The sequence below is a fragment of the Rathayibacter sp. AY1A7 genome (genome assembly GCF_002930845.1).
In the GTDB taxonomy this organism is placed as follows: Bacteria; Actinomycetota; Actinomycetes; order Actinomycetales; family Microbacteriaceae; genus Rathayibacter.
Genome location: NZ_PSTL01000017.1, coordinates 38,991 through 65,185 on the forward strand (window position 1 = coordinate 38,991; position 26,195 = coordinate 65,185).

A 26,195-nucleotide genomic window follows, 5' to 3' on the forward strand; every position below is an offset into this window, starting at 1 on the left:
ACACCCTGTTTTCCGACAAGGAGAAAACATTGCTCGACGTAACCACTTTCGATGAGCTGCGCATCGGCCTCGCAACGGCCGATGACATCCGTCGCTGGTCGCACGGTGAAGTGAAGAAGCCCGAGACCATCAACTACCGCACCCTGAAGCCCGAGAAGGACGGCCTGTTCGGCGAGCAGATCTTCGGACCCTCTCGCGACTGGGAGTGCTCCTGCGGCAAGTACAAGCGAGTCCGCTTCAAGGGCATCGTCTGCGAGCGCTGCGGCGTCGAGGTCACCAAGTCCTCGGTCCGCCGCGAGCGGATGGGCCACATCGAGCTCGCCGCCCCCGTCACCCACATCTGGTACTTCAAGGGCGTCCCCTCGCGCCTCGGATACCTGCTGGACATGGCGCCGAAGGACCTCGAGAAGGTCATCTACTTCGCGGCGTACATGATCATCGACGTGGACGACGACGGCCGTCACGCCGACATGCCCGGCCTCGAGAACGAGCTCCGGCTCGAGATCAAGACCCTCTCGGACCAGCGCGACTCCCGCATCGCGGACCGCCTGGCGCGCCTGGAGACCGACCTCGCCGCCCTGGAGGCGGAGGGCGCCAAGAGCGACCAGAAGCGCCGCACCAAGGACGGCGCCGAGAAGGAGATGGGCCAGATCCGCAAGTCCTTCGACGAGGACATCGCGCGGCTCGAGAGCGTGTGGGAGCAGTTCCGCACTCTCAAGGTCGGCGACCTCAAGCCCGAGGACGCGGTCTTCAACGAGCTCGTCGACCGGTACGGCGTCTACTTCGAGGCCTACATGGGCGCCGAGGCGATCAAGAAGCGCCTCGAGCAATTCGACCTCCAGGCCGAGGCCGAGACGCTGCACCTGCAGATCGCCGAGGGCAAGGGTCAGAAGAAGATCCGCGCCATCAAGCGCCTGCGCGTCGTCAACTCGTTCCTCGCCACCGGCAACTCGCCGGCCGCGATGGTCCTCGACGTCGTCCCGGTCATCCCGCCGGAGCTGCGCCCGATGGTGCAGCTCGACGGAGGCCGGTTCGCGACCAGCGACCTGAACGACCTCTACCGTCGCGTGATCAACCGCAACAACCGACTCCGACGCCTGCTCGACCTCGGTGCCCCCGAGATCATCGTGAACAACGAGAAGCGCATGCTCCAGGAGGCGGTCGACGCCCTCTTCGACAACGGCCGCCGCGGCCGCCCCGTCACCGGAACCGGCAACCGCGCCCTGAAGTCCCTGAGCGACATGCTCAAGGGAAAGCAGGGTCGCTTCCGCCAGAACCTGCTGGGCAAGCGCGTCGACTACTCGGGCCGCTCGGTCATCATCGTCGGCCCGCAGCTCAAGCTGCACCAGTGCGGTCTGCCCAAGCAGATGGCGCTGGAGCTGTTCAAGCCGTTCGTGATCAAGCGCCTGATCGACCTGTCGCACGCGCAGAACATCAAGGCCGCCAAGCGCATGGTGGAGCGCTCGCGCCCGCAGGTGTGGGACGTGCTCGAGGAGATCATCCGCGAGCGCCCCGTCCTGCTGAACCGCGCGCCCACGCTGCACCGTCTCGGCATCCAGGCCTTCGAGCCCCAGCTGGTCGAGGGCAAGGCGATCCAGCTGCACCCGCTCGTCTGCGCCGCGTTCAACGCGGACTTCGACGGCGACCAGATGGCCGTCCACCTGCCGCTGTCCGTCGAGGCCCAGGCCGAGGCGCGCATCCTGATGCTCGCGTCGAACAACATCCTCAAGCCCTCGGACGGCCGTCCGGTCACCCTGCCCACGCAGGACATGATCATCGGCCTCCACCACCTGACGACGATCCGCGAGGGCGCCGCCGGCGAGGGCCGCGCGTTCTCCTCCGTCTCGGAGGCGATCCTCGCGAAGGACCAGGGCTCGCTGCACCTGAACTCGAAGGTCAGGATCCGCATGTCGGACGTGTACTTCGCGCAGGGTCAGGCACCCGAGGGCGTCGAGATCGACGAGAACGGCAAGGTCACCGCGCCGGTCCTCCTCGAGACCACGCTCGGCCGCGCCCTCTTCAACGAGGCGCTGCCGGTCGACTATCCCTACTTCGAGCAGGTCGCCGACAAGACGACCATCTCCGGGATCGTCAACGACCTCGCGGAGCGCTACCCGAAGGTGGAGGTCGCCGCCTCCCTCGACCGGATCAAGGACGCCGGCTTCTACTGGGCCACCCGCTCGGGTGTCACCGTGGCGCTGTCCGACATCCTCACGCCTCCGTCGAAGCCCGAGATCATCGCGGGCTACGAGAAGAAGGCCGCGAAGGTCGAGTCCGAGTACGACAAGGGTCTGACCACTCAGGCCGAGCGCCGCCAGGAGCTCGTGAAGATCTGGACCGAGGCGACCGACGAGGTCGCCAAGGCCATGCGCGCGAACTTCCCGACGGACAACACCATCAACCGCATGGTCACCTCCGGTGCCCGCGGCAACTGGCTGCAGGTGCGCAACATCGCCGGCATGCGAGGCCTGGTGAACAACCCGAAGGGCGAGATCATCGCCCGACCGATCATCTCCTCGTACCGCGAGGGCCTGTCGGTCGCCGAGTACTTCATCGCCACGCACGGTGCCCGCAAGGGCCTGGCCGACACCGCGCTCCGCACCGCGGACTCGGGCTACCTGACGCGTCGACTCGTCGACGTCTCGCAGGACGTCATCATCCGCGAGGAGGACTGCGGCACCTCGAAGGGCCTCGACCTGCCGATCATGCTCCAGGACGCCACCGGCGCCTGGATCAAGGACTCCAACGTCGAGAACTCCGTCTACGCCCGTTCGCTCGCCACCCCGGCGTCGAACGAGGCCGGCGAGCTCGTCGCCGAGGCCGGCGAGGACGTGGGCGACGTGCTCATCGAGAAGCTGGTCGGAGCGGGCGTGCGCCACATCAAGGTGCGCTCCGTCCTGACCTGCGAGTCCGCCGTCGGCGTCTGCGCGGCCTGCTACGGCCGCTCGCTCGCCACCGGCAAGCTCGTCGACATCGGAGAGGCCGTCGGCATCATCGCGGCCCAGTCGATCGGCGAGCCCGGCACGCAGCTCACGATGCGCACCTTCCACACCGGTGGATCGGCCTCGGCCGACGACATCACGCAGGGTCTTCCCCGCGTGCAGGAGCTCTTCGAGGCCCGCACCCCCAAGGGCGCGTCGCCGATCGCGGAGGCCGCCGGCCGGATCACCATCGAGGACACCGACCGTGCCCGCCGCGTCATCCTCCAGCCGGACAACGGCGACGAGGCGGTCATCTACCCGGTGCTCAAGCGCTCGCAGCTCCTCATCGAGGACGGCCAGCACGTCGAGCTCGGGCAGCAGCTGCACGTCGGAACGGTCGACCCCAAGGAGGTCCTGCGCGTGCTGGGCGTCCGCGAGGTCCAGAAGCACCTGGTGGGCGGCGTCCAGGGCGTCTACCGCTCGCAGGGTGTGCCGATCCACGACAAGCACATCGAGGTCATCGTGCGTCAGATGCTCCGCAAGGTCACCGTGGTCGACCACGGCGACACGGAGCTGCTGCCGGGCGAGCTCGTCGACCGCTCGCGCTACAGCGAGGTCAACCGTGCGGCTCTGACCGAGGGCAAGCGGACCGCGTCCGCCCGCCAGGAGGTCATGGGCATCACCAAGGCCTCGCTCGCGACCGAGTCGTGGCTGTCGGCCGCGTCCTTCCAGGAGACCACCCGCGTCCTGACGCAGGCGGCCATGGAGGGCAAGCGCGACCCGCTGATGGGCCTGAAGGAGAACGTGATCATCGGAAAGCTGATCCCGGCGGGAACCGGTCTGCCCAAGTACCGGAACGTGTCGGTCGAGGCGACCGAGGAGGCGAAGGCCGAGCGGTACCCCAACCGCATCTTCGCCGACGACGCCGCGTTCAGCGACGCCGACCTCTCGTTCGTCGACTTCGACTCGTTCTCGAGCGACGGCTACGAGCCGGGCAACTACAGCTGATCCAGGTGAGCTGAACGATCGAAGGCCCCGTCGGGACACCGGCGGGGCCTTCGTCGTCCCCGACCCGCGGTCACCCGCACGGGGGGCCGCCCGTTCGCGACGAGCGGCCTTCCCCGCAGGAGCGGGGTGATTGACTCGATGGGTGCTCGTCGGGTCGAGCCTGTACCCGTTCCCCGTCCTGGTCGCGGCACGTGAGGAAACGCGCGGATGAGACTCGTGATCGTCGTGCTGGCCGCACTGCTCGTGGTGGTCGGCGTCGTCGTGGTGCCCGCGGGGCGGGCGGAGGCGGCAGAGGCGGTCGCACCCTCGTCCTGCGGCGTCGCGGAGCTGGCTCCTGTGCTCGCGGGCGACGACGTCCGGCCGCGCTCCGCCGCCGCGCTGGTCCCCATCGTGATGCTGCACGGCTGGCTGGGCACGGCGACGCACGACGCCGACCGCACAGGGGCCTTCTCCCATCTCGTCGACATGGTGTCGTCGGAGTCGGCGACCGCTCCGCTCGATGCTCCCGAGCCGTCCCTCCTCGGCCGGCTGCAGCAGATCGACGGCGCCGCGGTCTACACCTTCGACTACCGCCGGCTCGCCGCGCGCTGGGTCACCGACCCGGGGATCAGCGACGCGCTCGCCTCCTCGATCGCCTGCCTCGTCTCCGCGACCGGGCACCGCGCCGTCGTCGTCGCGCACTCGATGGGAGGGCTCGCCGCCCGCCAGGCGCTGAGCGGCTCAGTCGACGGGACCGCCGTCGCCTCGATGGTCTCGTCCGTCCTCACCTTCGGCACCCCGAACACGGGATCCGACGTCGCGGAGCGCCTCGGACGAATGGTCGACGACTCCGGCCAGGTCAGCCCCGCGGTGATCGCAGGACTGGACCCGCAGAGCCGGCTGAGCGTCTCGGCGATGCTCGCCTCCTGCGGGGACGCCGTCTCGGAGGACGCCGAGCACGCGGGGGAGTGCACGGGAGTGCCGATGATCGACGCCCTCGCCTCGGCGGCGGGCAAGGGCCTGCGGACGGGATCGACCGAGCTCGGCTCCCTGCCGCCCTGGCCCGCCGGCGTGCACGTGACGGCACTGGTGGGTGACATCCAGGTGACCGCCGCGGTGGCGCTCGGCCTCGCCACCGCGCCGGTCGACCTCGGCGACATCATGGTCGCAACCGGATCGGCGACGGCCGGAGTCGACGACTACGTGGTCTCGACCTGCCGCTACACCTACCTCGCCGCGGCGGACGTGCCGTCCCTCGTCGCCGAGCTCTCGCCGTTCGCGCGGCTCGGCGATGCTCTGCGCTTCGCGAAGCTCGTGGTCGACGTCGACGCGAGCCCGTGCCACCACGCGCGGCTGACCCGGAACGTCGACCTCGTCGAGCACGCCACCGGCGTCGTGTCGGACGTCGTCGCGGGCGAGCTGTCCGCTCCGCACGCCTCTCGAGCGCAGACCGCGGCGAGGGCGCTCCCGGCGGCGGAGGAGTCCCGGAGGCGGTCCTCGTGACCGGTCGGCGGACACCGCCGAGGAGACACCATGTCGCGTCAGTTGACGGACGTCTGTCGGGAAGCATACGGTCGGACCGGCCCATGGGGAGGCCGCCTGGGGGACAGGCAGCGCGGCCCGCGCGGCACCCGAGCCGCATGCGCGGGCCGCGCCCGTCTCCGATCTCCTCTCACGTTCCGCGCTCCCTCCGGGTACGCTCGGCTGGACAGTAGATGTCGGAGGCTCCTCCGTGCATCCCGGCGCCGGAGGCCTGATGAGCGACGACCCCCTCGATGCGGAGGAGCCGGCGCGTCCTCCCCGCCTGACCCGCGAGCAGGTCCGCACCCGCCTGCTGGACGCCGCTCTCGCGGTCGTCCGCGCCGAGGGCCTGCGCGTCGGAGTCGCCCACCTGCCCCTCGAGGACGTCATCCGCTCGGCGGGTGTTCCGCGCAGCACCGTGTACCGGATCTGGCCCACTCGCCAGGCGTTCTACGACGAGCTGATCGCCGCGATCCCGGAGCGGGTCCTCGCCACCCGCCTCGACCAGCCGTCCCTGCGGGCCGGGAACTCCCACCTCCACCGCAGCCTCGACCCCGAGCCGACCCCGGCGCAGCGCCGCGAGGCCCTGATCGCCTCCGTCCGGGTCGCCGTCGATGCGAACGTCGACAACGTCTTCTCGTCGCAGCACTGGCGCAACTTCATCGCTCTCGCCGGCGCGGTGGGCTCGCACGAAGAGCCGGCGCGGACCGCCATCGGATCCGCTCTGCGCGCCCGCCAGCTGCACTTCATCGACAACATGGCGAAGTACTACGAGCACACCCTCGCCGAGGCGGGGCTCCGGCTGCGCCCGGACCGCGGCTCCGCCGCTCTCGCCTCCGCCGTCTCGGCCCTGATCGAGGGGCTGTGCATCGCGCGGATCGCGGCACCGGAGCTGGTGACCGGCCCGCTCGACCCGGCCGATCCCGAGGGGCCGTCACTGGCGGTGGTGTCGGTGCTGCTGCTGATCGACGGGTTCACCGAACCGGACGAGTGATCCGGGTCGCGGGGTCCGCTCAGTCCTCCGCGACCGGCTCCAGCATCCCGTCGACGATCGAGCGGATCGTCCAGGCCGCCAGAGTCCACTCGACCGGCTCGCCGTCGAGGCCGGGGGCGGTCACCGGAGCGTCGAGGTCGTCGTCGAGGAGCCGGCCGCGGTGCGCGAGCCCGTCGATCACGATCGCGGTGAGGTGGGCGAGCTGGAGCGTCGTGAATCCCGGGCGCATCGTCCCGCCGAAGACCTGCAGCGTCTCCTCGTAGAAGTCGCGCATCCGGCGCGTGAGCATGCCCTCGATCCGCTTCGCCGTGGCGCGCACGGCGTCGCGTGCAGGCCCCTCCTCCATCGAGAAGGTGCAGGCGAGCAGCGCGTTGTACGACGACCAGTCGGCGGAGCGGCGGAGCGACTCGGCATTGGCCCGCGCGCCGATGCGGATGGTCTCCCAGGCGACCCGGCGGCGGCCGGCGGCCGTGGAGAGCAGATCGGTGGAGCGCTCGTAGACCTCGCGCATCTCCTGCTGGGCCTCGGGATCGGCGCCCTCCGCGTACCGGTCCCGCACGAAGACCTCGCCGACCAGGTCGGCCACGAACTCCTCGCGCGTGCTCCAGATCCGGTAGACGGAGCTGCGCGGCACGCCGGCCAGGCGGATGTACTCCTCCATGGGCAGGTGCGCGAAGCTCACCGTGAGGCCGTGGTTCGAGACGACGTCGCGCGCCGTGGCGATCATGCGGCTGCGGACCTGCTCCGCGGGGATCCTCCGGGCCCGCCGGGAGCCCTCTGCGCTGTCGTCCATGGAGAGGGACACTAGCCGGAGACGGTGCCGCGGGTGGTCCTCCACGCGCTCCGTGAGCCGATCCGGAGTGCTCTGGGGGCGTCCTCCCACTGAGACGGAATGTCCCATCACGTGCACGACGACGTCGCGGACCGCTACGGTGCAGCCGGGGCGGACCCGAACCTGCCCCTGCTAGGGGACCCCCGTGACCGGATTCGATCGGTTCACGCTGGCCGTCGTCGACGGACCAGCGATCGAGCGCGCCGCGCTGCAGGCGCTGCTCGCGCAGCTGCTGCCGCAGTTCTCGCACGACGAGCAGGGCGTCGACCGTATCGCGGTCCTCGACCTGGACGGCGTGCCCGGCGAGGAGGTGGCCGACACCCTCGAGCGTGCGGCGGCCCGGACCGTCGGCCTCGTCGTGCTCTCCTCCTCCGACTCCCTGGAGCCGGTGCGGGCCGTGCTGCGACGGGAGAGGGCGGCCTACGTCTGGAAGGGCGACGACCCCAGCGAGCTCGCGGCGGCGGTCGTCTCGGTCGCCTCCGGCCGGACCTGGATCTCGGACACCGCCCGCCACCGGCTCGTGCACGGGCGCGAGGAGCGCCGCCCGGTGCTGAGCCCGCAGGAGAGCCGGGTGATGCGCGCCTACGGAGCGGGTGCCGCGGTCCGCACCGTCGCGGTCGACCTCAGCGTCGCCGAGCACACCGTCCGCACCTACATCAAGCGGATCCGCGCCAAGTACCTCGAGACCGGCGTCACTCTCGACTCACGTGTCGACTTCTACCGCCACCTCGGCGACCACGACGTCGCCATCCGCCGCGGCGGAGACCGGGTGCGGGCCGGCCTGCAGCAGGCGGCCGGCGACGTGGTCGGCGAGCGCCGAGCCTGAGGCGAGCAGGATCGCGTTCCCGCCGGTGCGCCCCTCGACGAAGGCGGTCGATCCGACCGCTGCGGTCACCGGGAGCAGCTCGCGGACCACCCCGCGCAGGCGGTCCAGCCTCCGGTGGTCGGCGTCGTCGGCGACGTTGACCGCGAGGAGCCCGTCGGCGCCGACCCGGGCGGCGAGCGGAGCGAGGACGGACGCGCGGTAGAACGCCTCCGGGATCTCGTCCCCGTCGTAGACGTCGAGCACGACGAGGTCGGCGCTCCAGGGCGGCAGGGGCCCTGCGGCGTCGGCCGTGAGGAGTCGGACGCGCGCGCCGCGGGGGAGCGGCGCGTGCTCGAGCACGAACTCCACGAGTCCCGCCGCGCTCTCCACGGCGAGCTGCTCGGAGCCCGGCCGGGTCGCGGCGACGTACCGGGCCAGGGCCAGGGCTCCGGCTCCGAGGTGCAGCACGCGCAGCGGCTCGCCGGGCGGGGCGGCGGCGTCGACCACCGCGCCGAGGCGCGCGAGGTACTCGAGGTGCAGAGCACGGGGATCGCCCGGATCGATCAGCGACTGCTCCGCGCCGTCGACCGTGAGCAGCAGCGCCTCCGGCCGCACGGGATCCGGCCCCAGCACAGCTGTGCGGCCTCCCGGCAGCAGGAGGGACGGAGGCATCCCGTCACGCTAGCGCTCCTCGCGCGATCCGCCCCGCCGCCGCTACGGTGACAGGCATGGCCGCCCTGATCCTGCTCGACGTCGACGGCGTCCTGAACCCCTCCGTCAGCAGCGATCGCGCCTCGGGCTCGCACCGCCTGGAGCTCGAGCCCGAGCGGGCGGCGCTCGTCGCCCGCCTGGCCGCGGTCGGCACGATCGTGTGGGCCACGACCTGGCCGCCGAGATTGACGCGGGTCCTCGCCCAGGACCTCGGGCTGCCGGCGGGCACGGAGGCGATCGTCTTCGACGGCGGCCTCCCGCGCGACCCGCGGTTCCCGGGCCGGACGGGCAAGCTCCAGCCCATCGCGGTGTGGTTGGAGGCGGCCGCCGAGCGCGGCGCGATCGACGCCGTGGTGTGGATCGACGACAACCTCCACGAGGACGCCTACGACTGGGCCCGCGAGCAGAGCACCCCCTTCCACCTGGTGCGTCCGGAGTCGGCGACGGGCCTCACGAGCGACGAGGTCGCCGGTGCCGAGCACTTCCTGGCCGGACTCCCGGCGTCACACGGCGACATGCGGGAATAGGGCCGCCCCCTCCACTGGTTATCGTCACTCCGGGCGGTTCCGCCGAGCAGCGGTCCGCCCCGGGACGACCCGTCCCCTCGTCGATCCCCGCGCCGCATCCGGCGCAGCGGGACCGCCACGACTCCGTGATGCACCGAAGGACAACACCGTGACCCTCTCCGCCCGCACCTCCCTGCGCGTCCTGCTCGGCACGACCGCCGCCGCCGCCGCCCTGGTCCTCGCCGGCTGCGCGCCCGCCTCGACCGACGACGTGGTCTCCGGCTCGAGCGGCGAGGGAACCGCCTCCGCGAGCTCCGGTCTGACCCTGGCCGAGGTCGAGGACTCGGGGAAGCTCACCATCGGCACCGAGGGCACCTACCCGCCCTTCTCCTTCCACGCCGACGGCGGGACCGGAGCTCTCACCGGCTACGACGTCGACGTGATCACCGCCGTGGCCGAGAAGCTGGGCGTCGAGCCCGACTTCCAGGAGACGCAGTGGGACGCGATGTTCGCGGGCCTGGACGGAGCGCGCTTCGACGTGATCGCGAATCAGGTCTCGATCAACGACGAGCGCGAGGCGAAGTACGACTTCTCGGAGCCGTACTCGGTCAGCCCCGGCGTCGTGATCGTCCCCTCGAGCGACACCTCGATCACCGACCTCGCCGGCCTCTCCGGCAAGACCACCGCGCAGTCGCTCTCGAGCAACTGGTACACCGTCGCGCAGGAGAACGGCGCCGAGGTCGAGGGCGTCGAGGGCTGGGCGCAGGCCATCGCCCTCGTCGAGCAGGGCCGCGTCGACGCGACCGTGAACGACCGCCTCACCTGGCTCGACTGGTCCACGACCTACCCCGACCAGGCCGCGGGCCTCAAGGTCGCCGTCACCACCGACGACACCTCCGAGAGCGCCTTCACCTTCCCGAAGGGCTCGGACGACCTCGTCGAGGCCGTCGACTCCGCCCTCGACGAGCTGCGCGAGGACGGCACCCTCGCCTCCATCTCCGAGCGCTACTTCGGAGCCGACGTCTCCCAGTAGCCCCACCCCGAGGCGGCTCCTCCCCTTCCGGGAGGGGCCGTCTCGTGCGTGAGCGGCCCCGACGCGGGGGAGCGGCGGAGCGGCTCAGGCAGCGGGTCCGCCCGCAAGGGCGCCCGCCCCGGCGCGAAGCGTGCCAGCATTCCCCAGGAGGCGGACACGATCCGCCCCCGACGCCACCACCCGATCGAGCCGACCGCGGATCCTCCCGCGAAGGCGGGAGAACACAATGGACCTCGTCCTCCGGTCGTTCTGGCCGATCCTCTCCGGGGGCATCGTCGGGACGATCCCGCTCTCGCTGGCGAGCTTCGCCATCGGGCTGGTGCTCGCGCTGGCGGTCGCCCTGATGCGGCTCTCGCGGGTGCGGATCCTCTCCTGGATCGCGCGCGCCTACATCTCCGTCATCCGGGGCACGCCGCTCCTGGTGCAGCTGTTCGTGATCTTCTACGGGCTGCCGAGCCTCGGACTGAAGATCGACCCCTGGCCCAGCGCCACCATCGCGTTCGCCCTCAACGTGGGCGGCTACGCGGCGGAGGTGATCCGCGCGGCGATCCTCAGCGTCCCGAAGGGGCAGTGGGAGGCGGCGCACACGATCGGCATGAGCCGCTCGCTCTCGCTGCGGCGCATCATCCTCCCGCAGGCCGCGCGCGTCTCCGTCCCCCCGCTGTCTAACACCTTCATCTCGCTGGTGAAGGACACCTCGCTGGCCTCCCTCATCCTGGTGACCGAGCTCTTCCGGCAGGCGCAGAAGATCGCCACCGCGTCGAGCGAGTTCATGCTCCTCTACCTCGAGGCCGCTCTGATCTACTGGCTCATCTGCCTGGTGCTCTCCAGCGGCCAGGGCCTGCTCGAGAAGCGATTGGACCGCTATGTCGCCCGCTGACACTCCGACCGACGCCCGGCCCGTGCTCACGGCCCGCGGCCTCCGCAAGTCGTTCGGCGGGGTGGAGGTGCTGCGCGGCATCGACCTGGAGGTCCACCGCGGCGAGGTCGTCGCCCTGATCGGGCCGTCCGGCTCGGGCAAGACCACCGTCCTGCGCTCGCTGAACAGCCTCGAGGTGCCGGACGGCGGGGTGGTCGAGCTCGCCGACGGCAGTGTCCTCGACTTCGACCGCGGCGTCGGACGGAAGGCGCTGACCGGGCTGCGCGACCACTCCGCGATGGTCTTCCAGCACTTCAACCTCTTCCCGCACCTGACCGTCCTCCAGAACGTGACGGAGGGGCCGCTGCGAGTGCAGCGCCGTCCCGCGTCCGAGGTGGTCCCGGAGGCGGAGCGCCTGCTCGAGCGCGTCGGCCTCGGCGGCCGGGGGAGCGCCTACCCCTTCGAGCTCTCCGGCGGTCAGCAGCAGCGCGTGGGCATCGTCCGGGCGCTCGCGCTGCGGCCCGATCTGCTCCTCTTCGACGAGCCCACCTCGGCGCTGGACCCGGAGCTGGTCGGCGACGTGCTCTCGCTGATGCGGGAGCTGGCGGGGGAGGGCTGGACCATGCTCGTCGTGACGCACGAGCTCGAGTTCGCCCGGCAGGTGGCCTCGGAGGTCGTCTTCATGGCCGACGGCGTGGTCGTCGAGCGGGGCGCCCCTGCGCAGATCCTCCGGGAGCCGCGCGAGCCGCGCACACGGCAGTTCCTGCACCGCCTCCTCCACCCGCTCGAGTAGACGGTCGGCGCTGTCCCCCGTCGACGGGGAGCCGCGCGGCGCACCGGGCGCGGCGGAAGGCGTGCCTATGCTGTCCGGGTGACCTGGAGCAGCGACGCCGAGACCACGCGGATCCCCTCCGCGACCGAGACGTCCGGCGGAACCGGACCCCAGCCGACCCGGGAGTACGTCTGGCCCGAGCCCGTGACGGGTCGGCAGCCGACCGTCGAGCCCGCCGCCCCGGCCGCCGCGGCGTCCGCCCCCAGCGCCCTCGGGCCGGTCGAGGCCGAGCCCGAGCCGGTCCGGCGCTCCGGCAACCGCCTCGCGGGCCTCGCGCTCGCCCTCCTGACGACCGCGGTCTTCGCCGTCCTGTACCTCGTCGCCCTGACGGCGATCCGCCTCCTCGTCGACCGCGTCGGCGGCGACCCGGTCGCCCTCGCGCTCGACGCTGCGCCGACCGCGCTCTTCCTCGCCCCGGTGGCCGCGTTCCTGGTCGGCCTGGCGCTGATCGTGCTGGTCGTGAACCGCGCGGGCTGGTGGGCCTACGTCCTCGGCGGCTTCCTCGTCGCCCTCCTCACGGCCGCGGCCGCGCTGGTCGGCGGCTGGAGCGCCGTCGGACCGCTCGCCCTGCCGATCGACCGCTCCCTCGCGCTCGACTACGTCAGCGATCCCGCCGTCCTCGCGGCGGTCCTCGCCGCCGGCGTCCTCGGCCGGGAGGCGAGCGTCTGGGGCGGCGCCGCGATCGCCGGCCGCGCCCGGGGCGTCAAGCGCCGCAACGCCGAGCGCGAAGCGGCCGCGCAGTCGTGACTCCGGAGGGGCAGGGGCAGGGCCGCGGAGCCGGCCTGGGCTACGGCCTCGCGCTGGCCGGCTTCGCCGCGTTCCTCTACCTCGCCCTGGTCGTCTGCGCGTTCGGGGTCCTCAGCCTCCTGCTGGACCAGGACGTCGTGCCCGAGCGCGACGCCGGCCCGCTGCTGGGGCCGGTGTCGGTGGCGGTCTGCGTCGTCGCCGTGCTGGTCGCGATGGTGACCCTCGCCGCCCGTCCCGCCGTCCACCGCGTCCTCGGCCCGTCGCTGCTGACCGGGGTCGTCGTCTACCTGCTCTTCCTCGTCACGGGCGGAGCGCTCTACGGGCTCGGCCGCCAGGAGCCGGGGGAGATCCTCGGCTGGATCCTCGACCACGCCCCCACTGTCTTCGCGATCGCGACCGGCGTGCTCGCGGCCGCCGTCCAGCTCGTGTTCCTCCTGCTCCTGGCCCGTCGCGACGCCGGCGGCCGCAGCCCCCACTGGGGCTGGGAGGGCGACGAGCGGGAGTGACGGCGGAGTCCCGGCGCGGCTCGTCGCGGCGCTGCGGCATCTCCCAGGGCGAACGCCGCTCGGTTGACCGGCCCCGTCACTCCCCGTAATGTTCTTCGGGTGTGCGCTTTGCCGTGCGCTCGTGTCGTGCCTCCGGGTCGATGCGGTCGCCGCACTTCGCTCCACCGGGTCCGCGAGGATCCGCGGGTTCGTCCGATCGGGCGGCCCCCACGGCATACCCCTCACCCTCCCGGTCCCGCTCGCGGGGCCGCGGGGTGCGTCGGGTCCAGATGAACTCGGCCGTTCCCGGAGACGGGAGGGCCGAATGTCGACCATCGATCCGCTGTCACCGTGCAGCATTCAAGGAGCAAAACCAGTGCCAACGATTCAGCAGTTGGTCCGCAAGGGACGCACGCCGAAGGTCACCAAGACCAAGGCGCCCGCCCTGAAGGCCAACCCCCAGCAGCGCGGCGTCTGCACGCGCGTCTACACGACCACGCCCAAGAAGCCGAACTCGGCCCTCCGCAAGGTGGCCCGCGTGAAGCTCTCCAACGGCACCGAGGTCACCGCCTACATCCCCGGCGAGGGCCACAACCTGCAGGAGCACTCGATGGTGCTCGTGCGCGGCGGTCGCGTCAAGGACCTCCCCGGTGTCCGCTACAAGATCGTTCGCGGCGCCCTGGACACCCAGGCCGTCAAGAACCGCAAGCAGGCTCGCAGCCGGTACGGCGCGAAGATGGAGAAGAAGTAATGCCTCGTAAGGGCCCCGCTCCCAAGCGCCCCGTCGTCGCAGACCCCGTCTACGGCGCCCCCATCGTCAGCCAGCTCGTCAACAAGATCCTCCTGGACGGCAAGAAGGGCCTCGCCGAGCGCATCGTCTACGGTGCCCTCGAGGGCGTCGCCGGCAAGAACGGCCAGGACGCGGTCGTCACCCTCAAGAAGGCGCTCGACAACGTCCGCCCGACCCTCGAGGTCCGCAGCCGCCGCGTCGGCGGCTCGACCTACCAGGTCCCGGTCGAGGTCAAGCCCCACCGCGCCAACACCCTTGCGCTCCGCTGGCTCACCAGCTACGCGAAGGCCCGTCGCGAGAAGACGATGACCGAGCGTCTCATGAACGAGATCCTCGACGCGTCGAACGGTCTGGGCGCCGCTGTCAAGCGTCGCGAGGACACCCACAAGATGGCCGAGTCGAACAAGGCCTTCGCGCACTACCGCTGGTAGCGCACCCCGCGGCCGCCCCCGGGCGACCGCGACCACCGGGCCCGCGGCGTCACCGCTGCGGGCCCGGTCCCGGCGGCGGATCGCCCGATCCCCGCGACCGGGCGACCGCCACCACCAGAATCCCAGCCATTCGGCCATGAACCCGGTGCGCTGGCTCCATCACCTATCGGAGGAACTCCGTGGCACAAGATGTGCTCACCGACCTGAACAAGGTCCGCAACATCGGCATCATGGCCCACATCGATGCCGGCAAGACCACCACCACCGAGCGCATCCTGTTCTACACGGGTATCACGCACAAGATCGGCGAGGTCCACGACGGCGCCGCGACGATGGACTGGATGGCGCAGGAGCAGGAGCGCGGCATCACGATCACGTCCGCCGCGACGACCTGCTTCTGGAACAAGAACCAGATCAACATCATCGACACCCCCGGTCACGTCGACTTCACGGTCGAGGTCGAGCGCTCGCTCCGCGTCCTCGACGGCGCCGTCGCCGTCTTCGACGGCAAGGAGGGCGTCGAGCCCCAGTCCGAGACCGTCTGGCGTCAGGCCGACAAGTACGACGTCCCGCGCATCTGCTTCGTCAACAAGATGGACAAGCTCGGCGCCGACTTCTACTACACGGTCGACACGATCATCAAGCGCCTCGGCGCGAAGCCGCTGGTCATCCAGCTGCCCATCGGCGCGGAGTCCTCCTTCGAGGGCGTCGTCGACCTGGTCGAGATGCGCGCGCTCACCTGGCGCGGCGACTCGAAGGGCGACGTCGCGCTCGGCGCGAAGTACGAGATCGAGGAGATCCCGGCCGACCTCGCCGACAAGGCGGCGGAGTACCGCGAGAAGCTCCTCGAGACCGTCGCGGAGACCTCCGACGAGCTGCTCGAGAAGTACTTCGGCGGCGAGGAGCTCACCGTCGCGGAGATCAAGGGCGCCATCCGCAAGATGACCGTCAACTCCGAGATCTACCCGGTGCTCTGCGGCTCGGCGTTCAAGAACCGCGGCGTCCAGCCGATGCTCGACGCTGTCGTGGACTACCTCCCCTCCCCGCTCGACGTCCCCGCCATCGAGGCGCACGACGTCCGCGACGAGGAGAAGGTCATCATGCGCCACGCGGACTCGACCGAGCCCTTCTCGGCGCTCGCGTTCAAGGTCGCCGTGCACCCGTTCTTCGGCCGCCTGACCTACGTCCGCGTCTACTCGGGCAAGCTCGACTCCGGCGCCCAGGTCATCAACTCGACCAAGGGCAAGAAGGAGCGCATCGGCAAGATCTTCCAGATGCACTCCAACAAGGAGAACCCGGTCGACTCGGTCACCGCCGGCCACATCTACGCCGTCATCGGCCTCAAGGACACCACCACCGGTGACACCCTGAGCGACCCGGCCGCGCAGGTCGTGCTCGAGTCGATGACCTTCCCGGAGCCCGTCATCGAGGTCGCCATCGAGCCCAAGACGAAGGCGGACCAGGAGAAGCTCGGCACCGCGATCCAGAAGCTCGCGGAGGAGGACCCCACCTTCCGCACCGAGCAGAACCAGGAGACCGGTCAGACGGTCATCAAGGGAATGGGCGAGCTGCACCTCGACATCCTGGTCGACCGCATGAAGCGCGAGTTCAACGTCGAGGCCAACGTGGGCAAGCCCCAGGTCGCGTACCGCGAGACGATCCGCCGCACGGTAGAGAAGTACGACTACACCCACAAGAAGCAGACGGGTGGCTCCGGCCAGTTCGCGAAGGTCCAGATCACCATCGAGCCGATGGAGGTCGAGGCCGACAAGACCTACGAGTTCGTCAACGGCGTCACCGGTGGCCGCGTCCCGCGCGAGTACATCCCCTCCGTCGACGCGGGCATCCGCGACGCCATGCAGGTCGGCGTGCTCGCCGGCTACCCCATGGTCGGCGTGAAGGCGACCCTGGTCGACGGAGCGGCGCACGACGTCGACTCCTCCGAGATGGCGTTCAAGATCGCCGGCTCGATCGCGTTCAAGGAGGCCTCGCGCAAGGCGCAGCCGGTCCTCCTCGAGCCGCTCATGGCCGTCGAGGTCCGTACTCCCGAGGAGTACATGGGCGACGTCATCGGCGACATCAACTCGCGTCGCGGGATGATCCAGTCGATGGAGGACGCCACCGGCATCAAGGTCATCCGGGCCAACGTCCCGCTGTCCGAGATGTTCGGCTACATCGGAGACCTGCGCTCGAAGACCTCGGGCCGCGCCGTCTACTCGATGACGTTCGAGACCTACGCCGAGGTCCCCAAGGCCGTGGCCGAGGAGATCGTCCAGAAGAACAAGGGCGAGTAGCTCCGCCCCTGGGCCGTCGCCGTTCCCCGGAACGGCGGCGGCCTGGTAGTGTCGTGCGGGTTTGCTGCCGAGTGCAGCGCGCCCCCTGTCGCAGCGGGACGGCCGCACGACCACTGCCGGTAACATACGTACACAAAACCCCCGCAAGTCCTCCTGTCCTCGTGCCGCCCCGTGCGGCCGCCCGGATGCGGATGCTTGCACCTAAGTCCTGAGGAGGACCCACAGTGGCTAAGGCCAAGTTCGAGCGGACCAAGCCGCACGTCAACATCGGAACCATCGGTCACGTCGACCACGGAAAGACCACGCTCACCGCGGCGATCTCGAAGGTTCTGGCGGACAAGTTCCCGTCCGCGACCAACGTCCAGCGTGACTTCGCGTCGATCGACTCCGCTCCCGAGGAGCGCCAGCGCGGCATCACGATCAACATCTCGCACGTCGAGTACGAGACGCCGAAGCGCCACTACGCGCACGTCGACGCCCCGGGTCACGCCGACTACATCAAGAACATGATCACCGGCGCGGCCCAGATGGACGGCGCGATCCTCGTGGTCGCCGCCACCGACGGCCCGATGGCTCAGACCCGTGAGCACGTCCTCCTCGCCAAGCAGGTCGGCGTCCCCTACCTCCTCGTCGCGCTGAACAAGGCCGACATGGTGGACGACGAGGAGATCCTGGAGCTCGTCGAGCTCGAGGTCCGCGAGCTCCTCTCGTCGCAGGGCTTCCCCGGCGACGACGCCCCCGTCGTGCGCGTCTCCGGCCTCAAGGCCCTCGAGGGCGACGACACCTGGACCCAGTCGATCCTCGACCTGATGGACGCGGTCGACGAGTCCATCCCGGACCCGGTGCGCGACAAGGACAAGCCGTTCCTCATGCCGATCGAGGACGTCTTCACGATCACCGGTCGTGGAACCGTCGTCACCGGCCGTGCGGAGCGTGGAACCCTCGCTCTGAACTCCGAGGTCGAGATCGTCGGCATCCGCCCGACGCAGAAGACCACGGTCACCGGAATCGAGATGTTCCACAAGCAGCTCGACGAGGCCTGGGCCGGCGAGAACTGCGGTCTGCTCCTCCGCGGCACCAAGCGCGAGGACGTCGAGCGCGGCCAGGTCGTCGTCAAGCCGGGTTCGGTCACGCCGCACACGGACTTCGAGGGCACCGCGTACATCCTGTCCAAGGATGAGGGTGGGCGTCACAACCCGTTCTACGCGAACTACCGTCCGCAGTTCTACTTCCGCACCACCGACGTCACCGGCGTCATCACGCTGCCCGAGGGCACCGAGATGGTCATGCCCGGCGACACCACCGACATGACGGTCGCGCTGATCCAGCCGATCGCCATGGAGGAGGGCCTCGGCTTCGCCATCCGTGAGGGTGGACGCACCGTGGGTGCCGGTACGGTCACCAAGATCATCAAGTAGGTCCGTCCTACTGATCTCTCGAGAGGGGTCGTCCGCTTCGGCGGGCGGCCCCTCTCGTCGTTCCCGGGGACGCCCGGCTAGCGTGGCGGCATGCCCTTCGTGAAGAGCGACCCCCGTGCCCTCCCGCAGTTCTTCGAGTGGGAGGCGGCCGGCCTGGACTGGCTGCGCGCGGCGGACGGCGGTGCGCGCTGTGTCGGGGTGGAGAGGGTGTCGCCCGGGCGCATCGAGCTGGAGGAGATCCGCTCCGCGCGACCCTCCGCCGAGTCGGCTCGGGCCTTCGGCGCCGCGCTCGCCCGGACGCACGACGCCGGAGCCGCGGCGTTCGGAGCGCCGCCCCCGGGATGGACCGGCCCCGCCTACATCGGCCGCCGCGAGATGCCGTGCCGCCCGGACGACTCGTGGGGGCGCTTCTACGCGGAGCAGCGGGTGCGGCCGTTCCTCGGCCCCGCCGTGGAGGCGGGCAACCTCACGGCAGCCGAGTCGCGGCTCGTCGAGCAGGCTCTGGACCGGGTGGCGGCCGGAGCCTTCGACGACGGTGCGGGGCCCGCCCGGATCCACGGGGACCTCTGGACCGGCAACGTGCTCTGGACGGCGGACGGCGCCGTCCTGATCGACCCCGCCGCTCACGGGGGACACCGCGAGACCGATCTGGCGATGCTGGCCCTCTTCGGTGCTCCGCACCTCGACGCCGTCCTCAAGGGCTACCGCGAGCAGCATCCGCTGGGGGCCGGCTACGAGGAGCGGGTGCCACTCCACCAGCTGCACCCGCTCGCCGTCCACGCCGCCGGTCACGGTCCCTCCTACGGCCGCGCCCTGGCAGACGCAGCGGAGCAGGTGATCGCACTGGCCGGCTGACCGGCGCGCCCGCACCGTTCCCCCAGCCGGGAGCGCCACACTGAGGCACGCGCCGCCCTGTGCGCGTTTACAAGGAGGCATCATCGTGGATCTCGGGAAGCTCGGACGCCAGGCCGGCGAACTGCTCAACAGCCGGAAGGCCCAGGACGCGCTGCGGAGCGAGAAGGCCGAGCAGGTCTCCGACCAGACCCTCGAGAAGGCGGGCGAGATCGCCAGCCGCCTCACCAACGGCAAGTACGACGACCGCATCGAGGACCTGAAGCGCCAGGCCGACAAGCGGATCGGCAACGAGTAGCGGCTGCCGTCCGACTGCTCCTCCCCGCCGTCAAGCGGGTGCGGGCCTCCGATCCGCCGTCCTATCGTCGGATCGATGGCTGACACTCGCGCGCAACGACTCCGCAGGACCGATTCGAGCGGGCGCGGCTACACCCGGGTGCGCGCGGGCTCCGGCTTCAGCTACCGCGACCCGAAGGGCGCGACCGTCGCCGACAAGGAGCTGCGCGTGCGCTTCGACCGTCTCGGCATCCCGCCGGCCTGGACGGACGTCTGGATCGCCCCGTACCCCAACGGGCACATCCAGGCCACCGGCGTCGACTCGGCCGGCCGCCGCCAGTACATCTACCATCCGACCTGGCGCGAGCAGAAGGACCGGATCAAGTTCGACCGGGCGCTGCGGCTCGCGGAGGCCCTGCCCGGGGCGCGCCGGGCCGTGACCATCGCCCTCCGCTCGGACGGACCCAGCCGCGAGCGCGCGTTGGCCACCGCCTTCCGGATGCTCGACACCGGGTCGCTCCGCGTCGGCAGCGAGAGGTACGCGAAGGAGCACGGCAGCATCGGCCTCTCGACGCTCCTGTGCGCGCACGCCACGACCCACGGGGACCGGGTCGCCCTCGCCTTCCCCGGGAAGAGCCACCAGGCGTGGACGAGCGAGATCCTCGACCACGATCTCTCGCGCGTCGTCCGTGCACTCAAGCGTCGCGGGCCGAACGCCCGCCTGCTCGCCTGGAAGGACGGGCGGGAGTGGCGGCCGATCTCGGCACCCGAGATCAACGACTACGTGCGCGAGCGCGCCGGCGACGACTTCACGGCGAAGGACTTCCGCACTCTGCACGGCACGGTCGCGGCCGCGCTGAGCCTGGCGAAGTCGGGCCCGCAGGCCACGCAGCGCGCTCGGAACTCCGCGATCGCCCAGGCGATGCGCGACGCCTCGGACGTGCTCGGGAACACGCCGACGGTCGCCCGCGCCAGCTACGTCGACCCGCGGCTGCTGGACCACTTCCGCGCCGGCGAGACCATCGACGCGTCGCGCCCCGCGTCGGCCGAGACCGCCGTCCGGGCGCTGCTCTTCGAGTAGCGGGGGAGGCGCTCCGACCCGCGCTGCTGCTCGGAGCGACCGGCTCCCCAGGGCCGTCACGACGTGCTCGCGGAGGAGCCCTCCGGCGCGACACGCCCGGGTTGCAGGGGTGGGGCATCTGTGGGAGACTCTTCTAGTTCAAAATTTCCTCTCGGGCGGCGTGCTGCTCGGAGGGGGACACTGCCAGGCAGTGCCGAGACGGCATCGCGGAGGCTCGACCCGAGAGGGCGGCCACGCGGATGCGACGTCGAGGCGGCGGGTAGCAGAACGACAACAACCGACATCTCAACGGTCTCTCCGTGCGTCGTGCGTTCTGCACGCCGATCGGAGCGCCCCAGGGGTGCGGTGCTTTTGACAGAAGAACACTGGTTGCACTTTTCCGGGTCACCGGAGTTCCTTCGCGAGCGCGTCCAATGCGAGACGAGTCCGGCTCCGGCCGGGGGAGTCGCGTACGACGCAATAACAAGAGAGTGAGAGATCACACATGGCGGGACAGAAGATCCGCATCCGACTGAAGTCGTACGACCACGAGGTCATCGACACGTCGGCGCGCAAGATCGTCGACACGGTCACCCGTGCCGGTGCAACGGTGGTCGGCCCCGTGCCGCTGCCGACCGAGAAGAACGTGGTCTGCGTGATCCGTTCTCCCCACAAGTACAAGGACAGCCGCGAGCACTTCGAGATGCGCACCCACAAGCGCCTCATCGACATCATCGACCCGACGCCCAAGGCCGTCGACTCGCTCATGCGCCTCGACCTGCCGGCCGACGTCAACATCGAGATCAAGCTCTAAGGAGGAGTGCCACCATGTCTGTCACTGTTTCCCCCACGCTGAAGACCAGCAAGGGCCTCCTCGGCACCAAGCTCGGAATGACCCAGGTCTGGGACGAGAACAACAAGCTCGTGCCGGTCACCGTCATCGAGATCAGCCCCAACGTCGTGACCCAGGTCCGCACGGAGGAGAAGGACGGCTACACCGCCGTCCAGCTCGCCGCCGGTGCGATCGACCCGCGCAAGGTGAACAAGCCCGCCGCCGGTCACTTCGACGCCGCGGGCGTCACCCCCCGCCGCCACCTCACCGAGGTCCGCACCTCCGACGCCGCCGACTACTCGGCAGGCCAGGAGCTGACCGTGGACGCCGTCTTCGAGGCCGGTACCAAGGTCGACGTCGTCGGCACCAGCAAGGGCAAGGGCTTCGCCGGTGTCATGAAGCGTCACAACTTCAAGGGCGTCTCGGCTTCGCACGGTTCGCACCGCAACCACCGCAAGCCCGGCTCCATCGGCGCCTCCTCGACCCCCAGCCGTGTCTTCAAGGGCATGCGCATGGCCGGTCGCATGGGTGGCGAGCGCGTCACCGTGCTCAACCTCAAGGTGCACTCCGTCGACGCCGAGAAGGGCCTGCTGCTCGTCAAGGGCGCCGTCCCCGGTGCCCGCGGTCGCCTCGTGTTCGTTCGCAACGCCGTGAAGGGAGCGTAGTTCCATGGCTACCTCTGTCGACATCATCGACGTCAAGGGCCAGAAGGCGGGCTCGGTCGAGCTTCCCGCCGCGCTCTTCGACGTCCAGACCAACATCCCCCTCATCCACCAGGTCGTCGTGGCCCAGCTCGCCGCGGCGCGCCAGGGAACCCACAAGACGAAGAACCGCGGTGAGGTCTCCGGAGCCGGTCGCAAGCCGTTCAAGCAGAAGGGAACCGGTCGCGCTCGTCAGGGCTCGATCCGCGCCCCGCACATGACCGGTGGTGGCGTGGTCCACGGACCGACCCCCCGCAGCTACGCGCAGCGCACCCCCAAGAAGATGATCGCCGCGGCTCTGCTCGGCGCTCTCTCGGACCGCGCCCGCGGTGCCCGCATCCACGTGGTCGAGTCTCTCGCCCTCGGCGACACCCCCCGGACCAAGGACGTCCTCGTCCTGCTCGACGCCCTCTCGGTGTCGCGCAACGTCCTCGTGGTGCTCGAGCGCGACGACTACATCGCCGAGCTCTCGCTCCGCAACGTGCCGTTCGTGCACATCCTGCCGGCCGACCAGCTCAACGCGTACGACGTGCTCGTCTCCGACGACATCGTGTTCTCGAAGGGCGCGCTCGACGCGTTCATCGCGGCCAAGTCGGGCGTCGAGTCCAACAAGGAAGAGGTGAACGCATGAGCCAGTCCGCCGCGTTCAACAAGGACCCCCGCGACGTCATCATCTCCCCGGTGGTCTCGGAGAAGTCCTACGGCCTGATCGACGAGGGCAAGTACACCTTCGTGGTCGACCCGCGTTCGAACAAGACCGAGATCAAGCTCGCCATCGAGAAGATCTTCGGCGTCGAGGTCGCGTCGATCAACACGCTGAACCGCCAGGGCAAGACCCGCCGCACGAAGTTCGGCACCGGCAAGCGCAAGGACACCAAGCGCGCGATCGTCACGCTGAAGTCCGGCTCCATCGACATCTTCACGAGCGTCGGCTGAGCCGAAGAAGCGTAGAGGAAACAGACAATGGCTATTCGTAAGTACAAGCCCACGACCCCCGGTCGCCGCGGCTCCAGCGTTGCCGACTTCGCCGAGATCACCCGCTCGACGCCTGAGAAGTCGCTCCTGCGCCCGCTGTCCAAGACCGGTGGCCGCAACAACTCCGGCCGCATCACGACGCGTCACATCGGTGGTGGCCACAAGCGCCAGTACCGTCTGATCGACTTCCGTCGCAACGACAAGGACGGCGTCAACGCCAAGGTCGCTCACATCGAGTACGACCCCAACCGCACGGCGCGCATCGCGCTGCTCCACTTCGTGGACGGCACCAAGCGCTACATCCTGGCCCCGAACAAGCTCTCGCAGGGCGACGTCGTGGAGTCGGGCGCCGGCGCCGACATCAAGCCCGGCAACAACCTGCCGCTGCGCAACATCCCGACCGGTACGGTCATCCACGCCATCGAGATCAAGCCGGGAGGCGGCGCCAAGCTCGCCCGCTCGGCCGGCACCTCGGTCCGCCTCGTCGCCAAGGACGGCCCCTACGCGCAGCTCCGCCTGCCGTCGGGCGAGATCCGCAACGTCGATGCGCGCTGCCGCGCCACGATCGGCGAGGTCGGCAACGCCGAGCAGTCGAACATCAACTGGGGCAAGGCCGGCCGCATGCGCTGGAAGGGCGTCCGCCCGACCGTCCGCGGTGTCGCGATGAACCCGGTCGACCACCCGCACGGTGGTGGAGAGGGCAAGACCTCCGGTGGACGCCACCCGGTCAGCCCGTGGGGTCAGTCCGAGGGACGCACCCGTCGCCCCAACAAGGAGAGCGACAAGCTCATCGTTCGCCGCCGCACCGCCGGTAAGAAGCGCAAGTAGGAGTTGTAGAAGATGCCTCGCAGTCTCAAGAAGGGCCCCTTCGTTGACGACCACCTGCTCCGCAAGGTGTTCACGGCCAACGAAGCCGGCAACAAGAACGTCATCAAGACCTGGTCGCGCCGTTCGATGATCATCCCGGCGATGCTGGGTCACACCATCGCGGTCCACGACGGTCGCAAGCACATCCCCGTGTTCGTGACCGAGACCATGGTCGGCCACAAGCTCGGCGAGTTCGCCCCCACTCGGACCTTCCGCGGTCACGAGAAGGACGACAAGAAGGGCCGTCGCCGCTGACGCGGCGACGAGAAGGAGGAGAGAAATGGTGGAGTCGATCGCACGCGTGCGACACATCCGCGTCACCCCCCAGAAGGCTCGCCGTGTCGTGAACCTGATCCGCGGGAAGCAGGCTCAGGAGGCACTGGCCATCCTGAAGTTCGCGCCGCAGGGTGCGTCCGAGCCCGTCTACAAGCTCGTCGCCTCGGCGATGGCCAACGCTCGCGTCAAGGCCGATGCCTCGAACGAGTACCTCGACGACCAGGACCTGATCGTGTCCCGCGCCTTCGTCGATGAGGGAACCACCCTCAAGCGATTCCAGCCCCGTGCTCAGGGTCGTGCCTTCCGCATCAACAAGCGCACCAGCCACATCACCGTCGTGCTGGCCACTCCTGAGGAGGGGACCAAGTAATGGGTCAGAAAGTAAACCCCTACGGTTTCCGTCTGGGAATCACCACCGACCACGTGTCGCGCTGGTTCTCCGACAGCACCAAGAAGGGCCAGCGGTACAGCGACTACCTCGCTGAGGACGTCAAGATCCGCCGACTCCTCGCCACGCAGCTCGACCGTGCGGGCGTCGCCCGCATCGAGATCGAGCGCACCCGTGACCGCGTCCGCGTCGACATCCACACCGCCCGCCCGGGCATCGTGATCGGCCGCCGCGGCGCCGAGGCCGAGCGCATCCGCGCCGACCTCGAGAAGCTCACGGGCAAGCAGATCCAGCTGAACATCCTCGAGGTCAAGAACCCCGAGGCCGAGGCGCAGCTGGTCGCCCAGGGCATCGCCGAGCAGCTCTCCGCCCGCGTGGCCTTCCGCCGCGCGATGCGCAAGGGCCTGCAGGGTGCTCAGCGCGCCGGCGCCAAGGGCGTCCGCATCCAGGTCTCCGGCCGCCTCGGCGGCGCCGAGATGAGCCGCTCGGAGTTCTACCGCGAGGGACGCGTGCCGCTGCACACCCTCCGCGCGAACATCGACTACGGCTTCTACGAGGCGAAGACCACCTTCGGCCGCATCGGCGTGAAGGTCTGGATCTACAAGGGCGACATCACCAACAAGGAGCTCGCCCGCGAGCAGGCGAACAGCAAGTCGTCGCGCCCCGAGCGCAGCGACCGTCCGCGCCGTGCACCCCGCCAGCAGAGCGAGGCGCCCGTCGCAGCAGGAGTTGAGGCATAACCATGTTGATTCCGCGTCGAGTCAAGCACCGCAAGCAGCACCACCCGGGCCGGTCCGGCCAGGCCACCGGTGGCACCAAGGTGTCGTTCGGTGAGTTCGGCATCCAGGCCCTCACGCCCGCCTACGTGACCAACCGTCAGATCGAGTCCGCTCGTATCGCGATGACGCGTCACATCAAGCGCGGCGGAAAGGTGTGGATCAACATCTACCCCGACCGTCCGCTCACCAAGAAGCCCGCCGAGACCCGCATGGGTTCCGGTAAGGGCTCGCCGGAGTGGTGGGTCGCGAACGTCAAGCCGGGTCGCGTCCTCTTCGAGGTCGCCGGCGTCGACGAGCAGCTCGCTCGTGAGGCCATGACCCGTGCCATCCACAAGCTGCCCCTCAAGGCACGCATCATCAAGCGCGAGGAGGGAGACGCGTAATGGCGATCGGATCCAAGGAGCTCGCCCCCGCCGAGCTCGACACCTACGAGGACGAGCGTCTCGTCACCGAGCTGAAGAAGGCCAAGGAGGAGCTGTTCAACCTCCGCTTCCAGTCGGCCACCGGTCAGCTGGACACCAACGGCCGCCTGCGTGCCGTCAAGCGCGACATCGCCCGCATCTACACGGTCATCCGTGAGCGCGAGCTGGGCATCCGCGCCACCCCCGCACCCGTCGAGGCCCCGGCCAAGGCGGAGAAGAAGCCGAAGACCAAGAAGGCCGCCAAGGCCGAGGTCGAGGCGACCGAGTCGAACGAGGAGGCCAAGTAATGGCAACCGTCAATGACAGCGCCGGCCACGAGTCGGCCGCCCACGACGTGAAGGAGGCGGGCGCTCGCGGATACCGCAAGACCCGTCGCGGCTACGTCACCAGCGACAAGATGGACAAGACCATCGTCGTCGAGGTCGAGGACCGGGTGAAGCACCCGCTGTACGGCAAGGTCATCCGCCGTACGTCCAAGGTCAAGGTCCACGACGAGCTGAACTCCGCCGGCATCGGCGACTCCGTCGTCATCAGCGAGACCCGTCCCCTCAGCGCCACCAAGCGCTGGCGCCTGGTCGAGATCCTCGAGAAGGCCAAGTAG

General features: G+C 70.0%; 29 protein-coding genes. 28 read left to right on the forward strand and 1 reads right to left on the reverse strand.

The window, feature by feature from the left end; translation table 11 throughout:
* Positions 1 to 29 precede the first annotated feature (29 nt).
* The 3 genes from C5B95_RS12850 to C5B95_RS12860 all read left to right on the forward strand — a co-directional run bounded on the left by C5B95_RS12850 (position 30) and on the right by C5B95_RS12860 (position 6,423).
* Positions 30 to 3,929 carry a DNA-directed RNA polymerase subunit beta' gene (locus C5B95_RS12850; protein WP_104224580.1) on the forward strand — a complete coding sequence of 1,300 codons (3,900 nt, stop codon included), beginning with the start codon at positions 30 to 32 and terminating at the stop codon, positions 3,927 to 3,929.
* A gap of 207 nt (positions 3,930 to 4,136) precedes the next feature.
* Positions 4,137 to 5,411 (forward strand): triacylglycerol lipase, encoded by a 1,275-nt coding sequence (locus tag C5B95_RS12855; RefSeq protein ID WP_104224579.1) that lies wholly within the window; start codon positions 4,137 to 4,139, stop codon positions 5,409 to 5,411.
* A 253-nt stretch (positions 5,412 to 5,664) separates the two neighbouring features.
* A complete protein-coding gene (locus C5B95_RS12860; protein ID WP_104292491.1) occupies positions 5,665 to 6,423 on the forward strand; it encodes a TetR/AcrR family transcriptional regulator in 759 nt (252 codons plus the stop codon).
* 19 nt (positions 6,424 to 6,442) lie between these two features.
* Here the strand turns inward: C5B95_RS12860 and C5B95_RS12865 are convergent, their stop codons facing one another.
* Complete coding sequence (locus C5B95_RS12865; protein ID WP_146076607.1) at positions 6,443 to 7,216, reverse strand: hypothetical protein; 774 nt, start codon at positions 7,214 to 7,216, stop codon at positions 6,443 to 6,445.
* A 184-nt stretch (positions 7,217 to 7,400) separates the two neighbouring features.
* On the opposite strand from C5B95_RS12865, the gene C5B95_RS12870 reads away from it, so the two are divergent.
* The 25 genes from C5B95_RS12870 (at position 7,401) to rpsQ (ending at position 26,195) form a co-directional block, all read left to right on the forward strand.
* A complete protein-coding gene (locus C5B95_RS12870; protein WP_104349345.1) occupies positions 7,401 to 8,081 on the forward strand; it encodes a LuxR C-terminal-related transcriptional regulator in 681 nt (226 codons plus the stop codon).
* A gap of 707 nt (positions 8,082 to 8,788) precedes the next feature.
* Positions 8,789 to 9,298 (forward strand): HAD domain-containing protein, encoded by a 510-nt coding sequence (locus C5B95_RS12875; RefSeq protein ID WP_104349346.1) that lies wholly within the window; start codon positions 8,789 to 8,791, stop codon positions 9,296 to 9,298.
* A gap of 148 nt (positions 9,299 to 9,446) precedes the next feature.
* Positions 9,447 to 10,310, forward strand: coding sequence for an amino acid ABC transporter substrate-binding protein (locus C5B95_RS12880; RefSeq protein WP_374953121.1), 864 nt, complete (start codon positions 9,447 to 9,449; stop codon positions 10,308 to 10,310).
* Positions 10,311 to 10,536: 226 nt separating this feature from the next.
* Entirely contained in the window at positions 10,537 to 11,190 is a 654-nt protein-coding gene (locus C5B95_RS12885) for an amino acid ABC transporter permease (RefSeq protein WP_104349347.1), read from the forward strand.
* Positions 11,177 to 11,962: an amino acid ABC transporter ATP-binding protein gene (locus C5B95_RS12890; protein ID WP_104224573.1), complete on the forward strand. Its 786-nt coding sequence runs from the start codon at positions 11,177 to 11,179 to the stop codon at positions 11,960 to 11,962. The genes C5B95_RS12885 and C5B95_RS12890 overlap by 14 nt, the downstream gene beginning before the upstream one ends.
* A gap of 78 nt (positions 11,963 to 12,040) precedes the next feature.
* The gene (locus tag C5B95_RS12895) at positions 12,041 to 12,748 is read left to right on the forward strand and encodes a hypothetical protein (RefSeq protein ID WP_104329127.1); all 708 of its coding nucleotides are present in this window, start codon (positions 12,041 to 12,043) and stop codon (positions 12,746 to 12,748) included.
* Positions 12,745 to 13,254: a DUF6121 family protein gene (locus C5B95_RS12900; RefSeq protein ID WP_104224572.1), complete on the forward strand. Its 510-nt coding sequence runs from the start codon at positions 12,745 to 12,747 to the stop codon at positions 13,252 to 13,254. The genes C5B95_RS12895 and C5B95_RS12900 overlap by 4 nt, the downstream gene beginning before the upstream one ends.
* 355 nt (positions 13,255 to 13,609) lie before the next feature.
* Positions 13,610 to 13,984: a 30S ribosomal protein S12 gene (rpsL, locus tag C5B95_RS12905; RefSeq protein ID WP_011186743.1), complete on the forward strand. Its 375-nt coding sequence runs from the start codon at positions 13,610 to 13,612 to the stop codon at positions 13,982 to 13,984.
* Positions 13,984 to 14,454: a 30S ribosomal protein S7 gene (rpsG, locus tag C5B95_RS12910; protein ID WP_068251443.1), complete on the forward strand. Its 471-nt coding sequence runs from the start codon at positions 13,984 to 13,986 to the stop codon at positions 14,452 to 14,454. The genes rpsL and rpsG overlap by 1 nt, the downstream gene beginning before the upstream one ends.
* A gap of 179 nt (positions 14,455 to 14,633) precedes the next feature.
* The gene (gene fusA / locus C5B95_RS12915) at positions 14,634 to 16,748 is read left to right on the forward strand and encodes an elongation factor G (RefSeq protein WP_104224571.1); all 2,115 of its coding nucleotides are present in this window, start codon (positions 14,634 to 14,636) and stop codon (positions 16,746 to 16,748) included.
* 224 nt (positions 16,749 to 16,972) lie between these two features.
* Positions 16,973 to 18,166 carry an elongation factor Tu gene (gene tuf, locus C5B95_RS12920; RefSeq protein WP_104224570.1) on the forward strand — a complete coding sequence of 398 codons (1,194 nt, stop codon included), beginning with the start codon at positions 16,973 to 16,975 and terminating at the stop codon, positions 18,164 to 18,166.
* 90 nt (positions 18,167 to 18,256) lie between these two features.
* Positions 18,257 to 19,021: a fructosamine kinase family protein gene (locus C5B95_RS12925; protein WP_104349348.1), complete on the forward strand. Its 765-nt coding sequence runs from the start codon at positions 18,257 to 18,259 to the stop codon at positions 19,019 to 19,021.
* 85 nt (positions 19,022 to 19,106) lie between these two features.
* Positions 19,107 to 19,316, forward strand: coding sequence for an antitoxin (locus tag C5B95_RS12930; RefSeq protein WP_159939075.1), 210 nt, complete (start codon positions 19,107 to 19,109; stop codon positions 19,314 to 19,316).
* 75 nt (positions 19,317 to 19,391) lie between these two features.
* Positions 19,392 to 20,375: a DNA topoisomerase IB gene (locus C5B95_RS12935; RefSeq protein ID WP_104349349.1), complete on the forward strand. Its 984-nt coding sequence runs from the start codon at positions 19,392 to 19,394 to the stop codon at positions 20,373 to 20,375.
* Between the two features lie 484 nt (positions 20,376 to 20,859).
* Complete coding sequence (rpsJ, locus tag C5B95_RS12940; RefSeq protein ID WP_005050520.1) at positions 20,860 to 21,168, forward strand: 30S ribosomal protein S10; 309 nt, start codon at positions 20,860 to 20,862, stop codon at positions 21,166 to 21,168.
* 14 nt (positions 21,169 to 21,182) lie between these two features.
* Positions 21,183 to 21,851 carry a 50S ribosomal protein L3 gene (rplC, locus tag C5B95_RS12945; RefSeq protein ID WP_104224566.1) on the forward strand — a complete coding sequence of 223 codons (669 nt, stop codon included), beginning with the start codon at positions 21,183 to 21,185 and terminating at the stop codon, positions 21,849 to 21,851.
* A 4-nt stretch (positions 21,852 to 21,855) separates the two neighbouring features.
* Positions 21,856 to 22,518 (forward strand): 50S ribosomal protein L4, encoded by a 663-nt coding sequence (rplD, locus tag C5B95_RS12950; RefSeq protein WP_104224565.1) that lies wholly within the window; start codon positions 21,856 to 21,858, stop codon positions 22,516 to 22,518.
* A complete protein-coding gene (rplW, locus tag C5B95_RS12955; protein WP_068209445.1) occupies positions 22,515 to 22,823 on the forward strand; it encodes a 50S ribosomal protein L23 in 309 nt (102 codons plus the stop codon). Before rplD ends, rplW begins: the two co-directional genes overlap by 4 nt.
* 27 nt (positions 22,824 to 22,850) lie before the next feature.
* Positions 22,851 to 23,690 (forward strand): 50S ribosomal protein L2, encoded by an 840-nt coding sequence (gene rplB, locus C5B95_RS12960; RefSeq protein ID WP_068251462.1) that lies wholly within the window; start codon positions 22,851 to 22,853, stop codon positions 23,688 to 23,690.
* 12 nt (positions 23,691 to 23,702) lie between these two features.
* Positions 23,703 to 23,984 (forward strand): 30S ribosomal protein S19, encoded by a 282-nt coding sequence (gene rpsS / locus C5B95_RS12965; protein ID WP_055787078.1) that lies wholly within the window; start codon positions 23,703 to 23,705, stop codon positions 23,982 to 23,984.
* Between the two features lie 25 nt (positions 23,985 to 24,009).
* Positions 24,010 to 24,375, forward strand: coding sequence for a 50S ribosomal protein L22 (gene rplV / locus C5B95_RS12970; RefSeq protein WP_077221988.1), 366 nt, complete (start codon positions 24,010 to 24,012; stop codon positions 24,373 to 24,375).
* Positions 24,375 to 25,133 carry a 30S ribosomal protein S3 gene (rpsC, locus tag C5B95_RS12975; protein ID WP_068209439.1) on the forward strand — a complete coding sequence of 253 codons (759 nt, stop codon included), beginning with the start codon at positions 24,375 to 24,377 and terminating at the stop codon, positions 25,131 to 25,133. The genes rplV and rpsC overlap by 1 nt, the downstream gene beginning before the upstream one ends.
* Positions 25,134 to 25,135: 2 nt before the next feature.
* Complete coding sequence (gene rplP / locus C5B95_RS12980) at positions 25,136 to 25,555, forward strand: 50S ribosomal protein L16 (RefSeq protein ID WP_068209436.1); 420 nt, start codon at positions 25,136 to 25,138, stop codon at positions 25,553 to 25,555.
* Positions 25,555 to 25,881 (forward strand): 50S ribosomal protein L29, encoded by a 327-nt coding sequence (gene rpmC, locus C5B95_RS12985; protein WP_104224564.1) that lies wholly within the window; start codon positions 25,555 to 25,557, stop codon positions 25,879 to 25,881. The genes rplP and rpmC overlap by 1 nt, the downstream gene beginning before the upstream one ends.
* Positions 25,881 to 26,195, forward strand: a complete 315-nt coding sequence (gene rpsQ / locus C5B95_RS12990; RefSeq protein ID WP_104224563.1) for a 30S ribosomal protein S17 — start codon at positions 25,881 to 25,883, stop codon at positions 26,193 to 26,195. Before rpmC ends, rpsQ begins: the two co-directional genes overlap by 1 nt.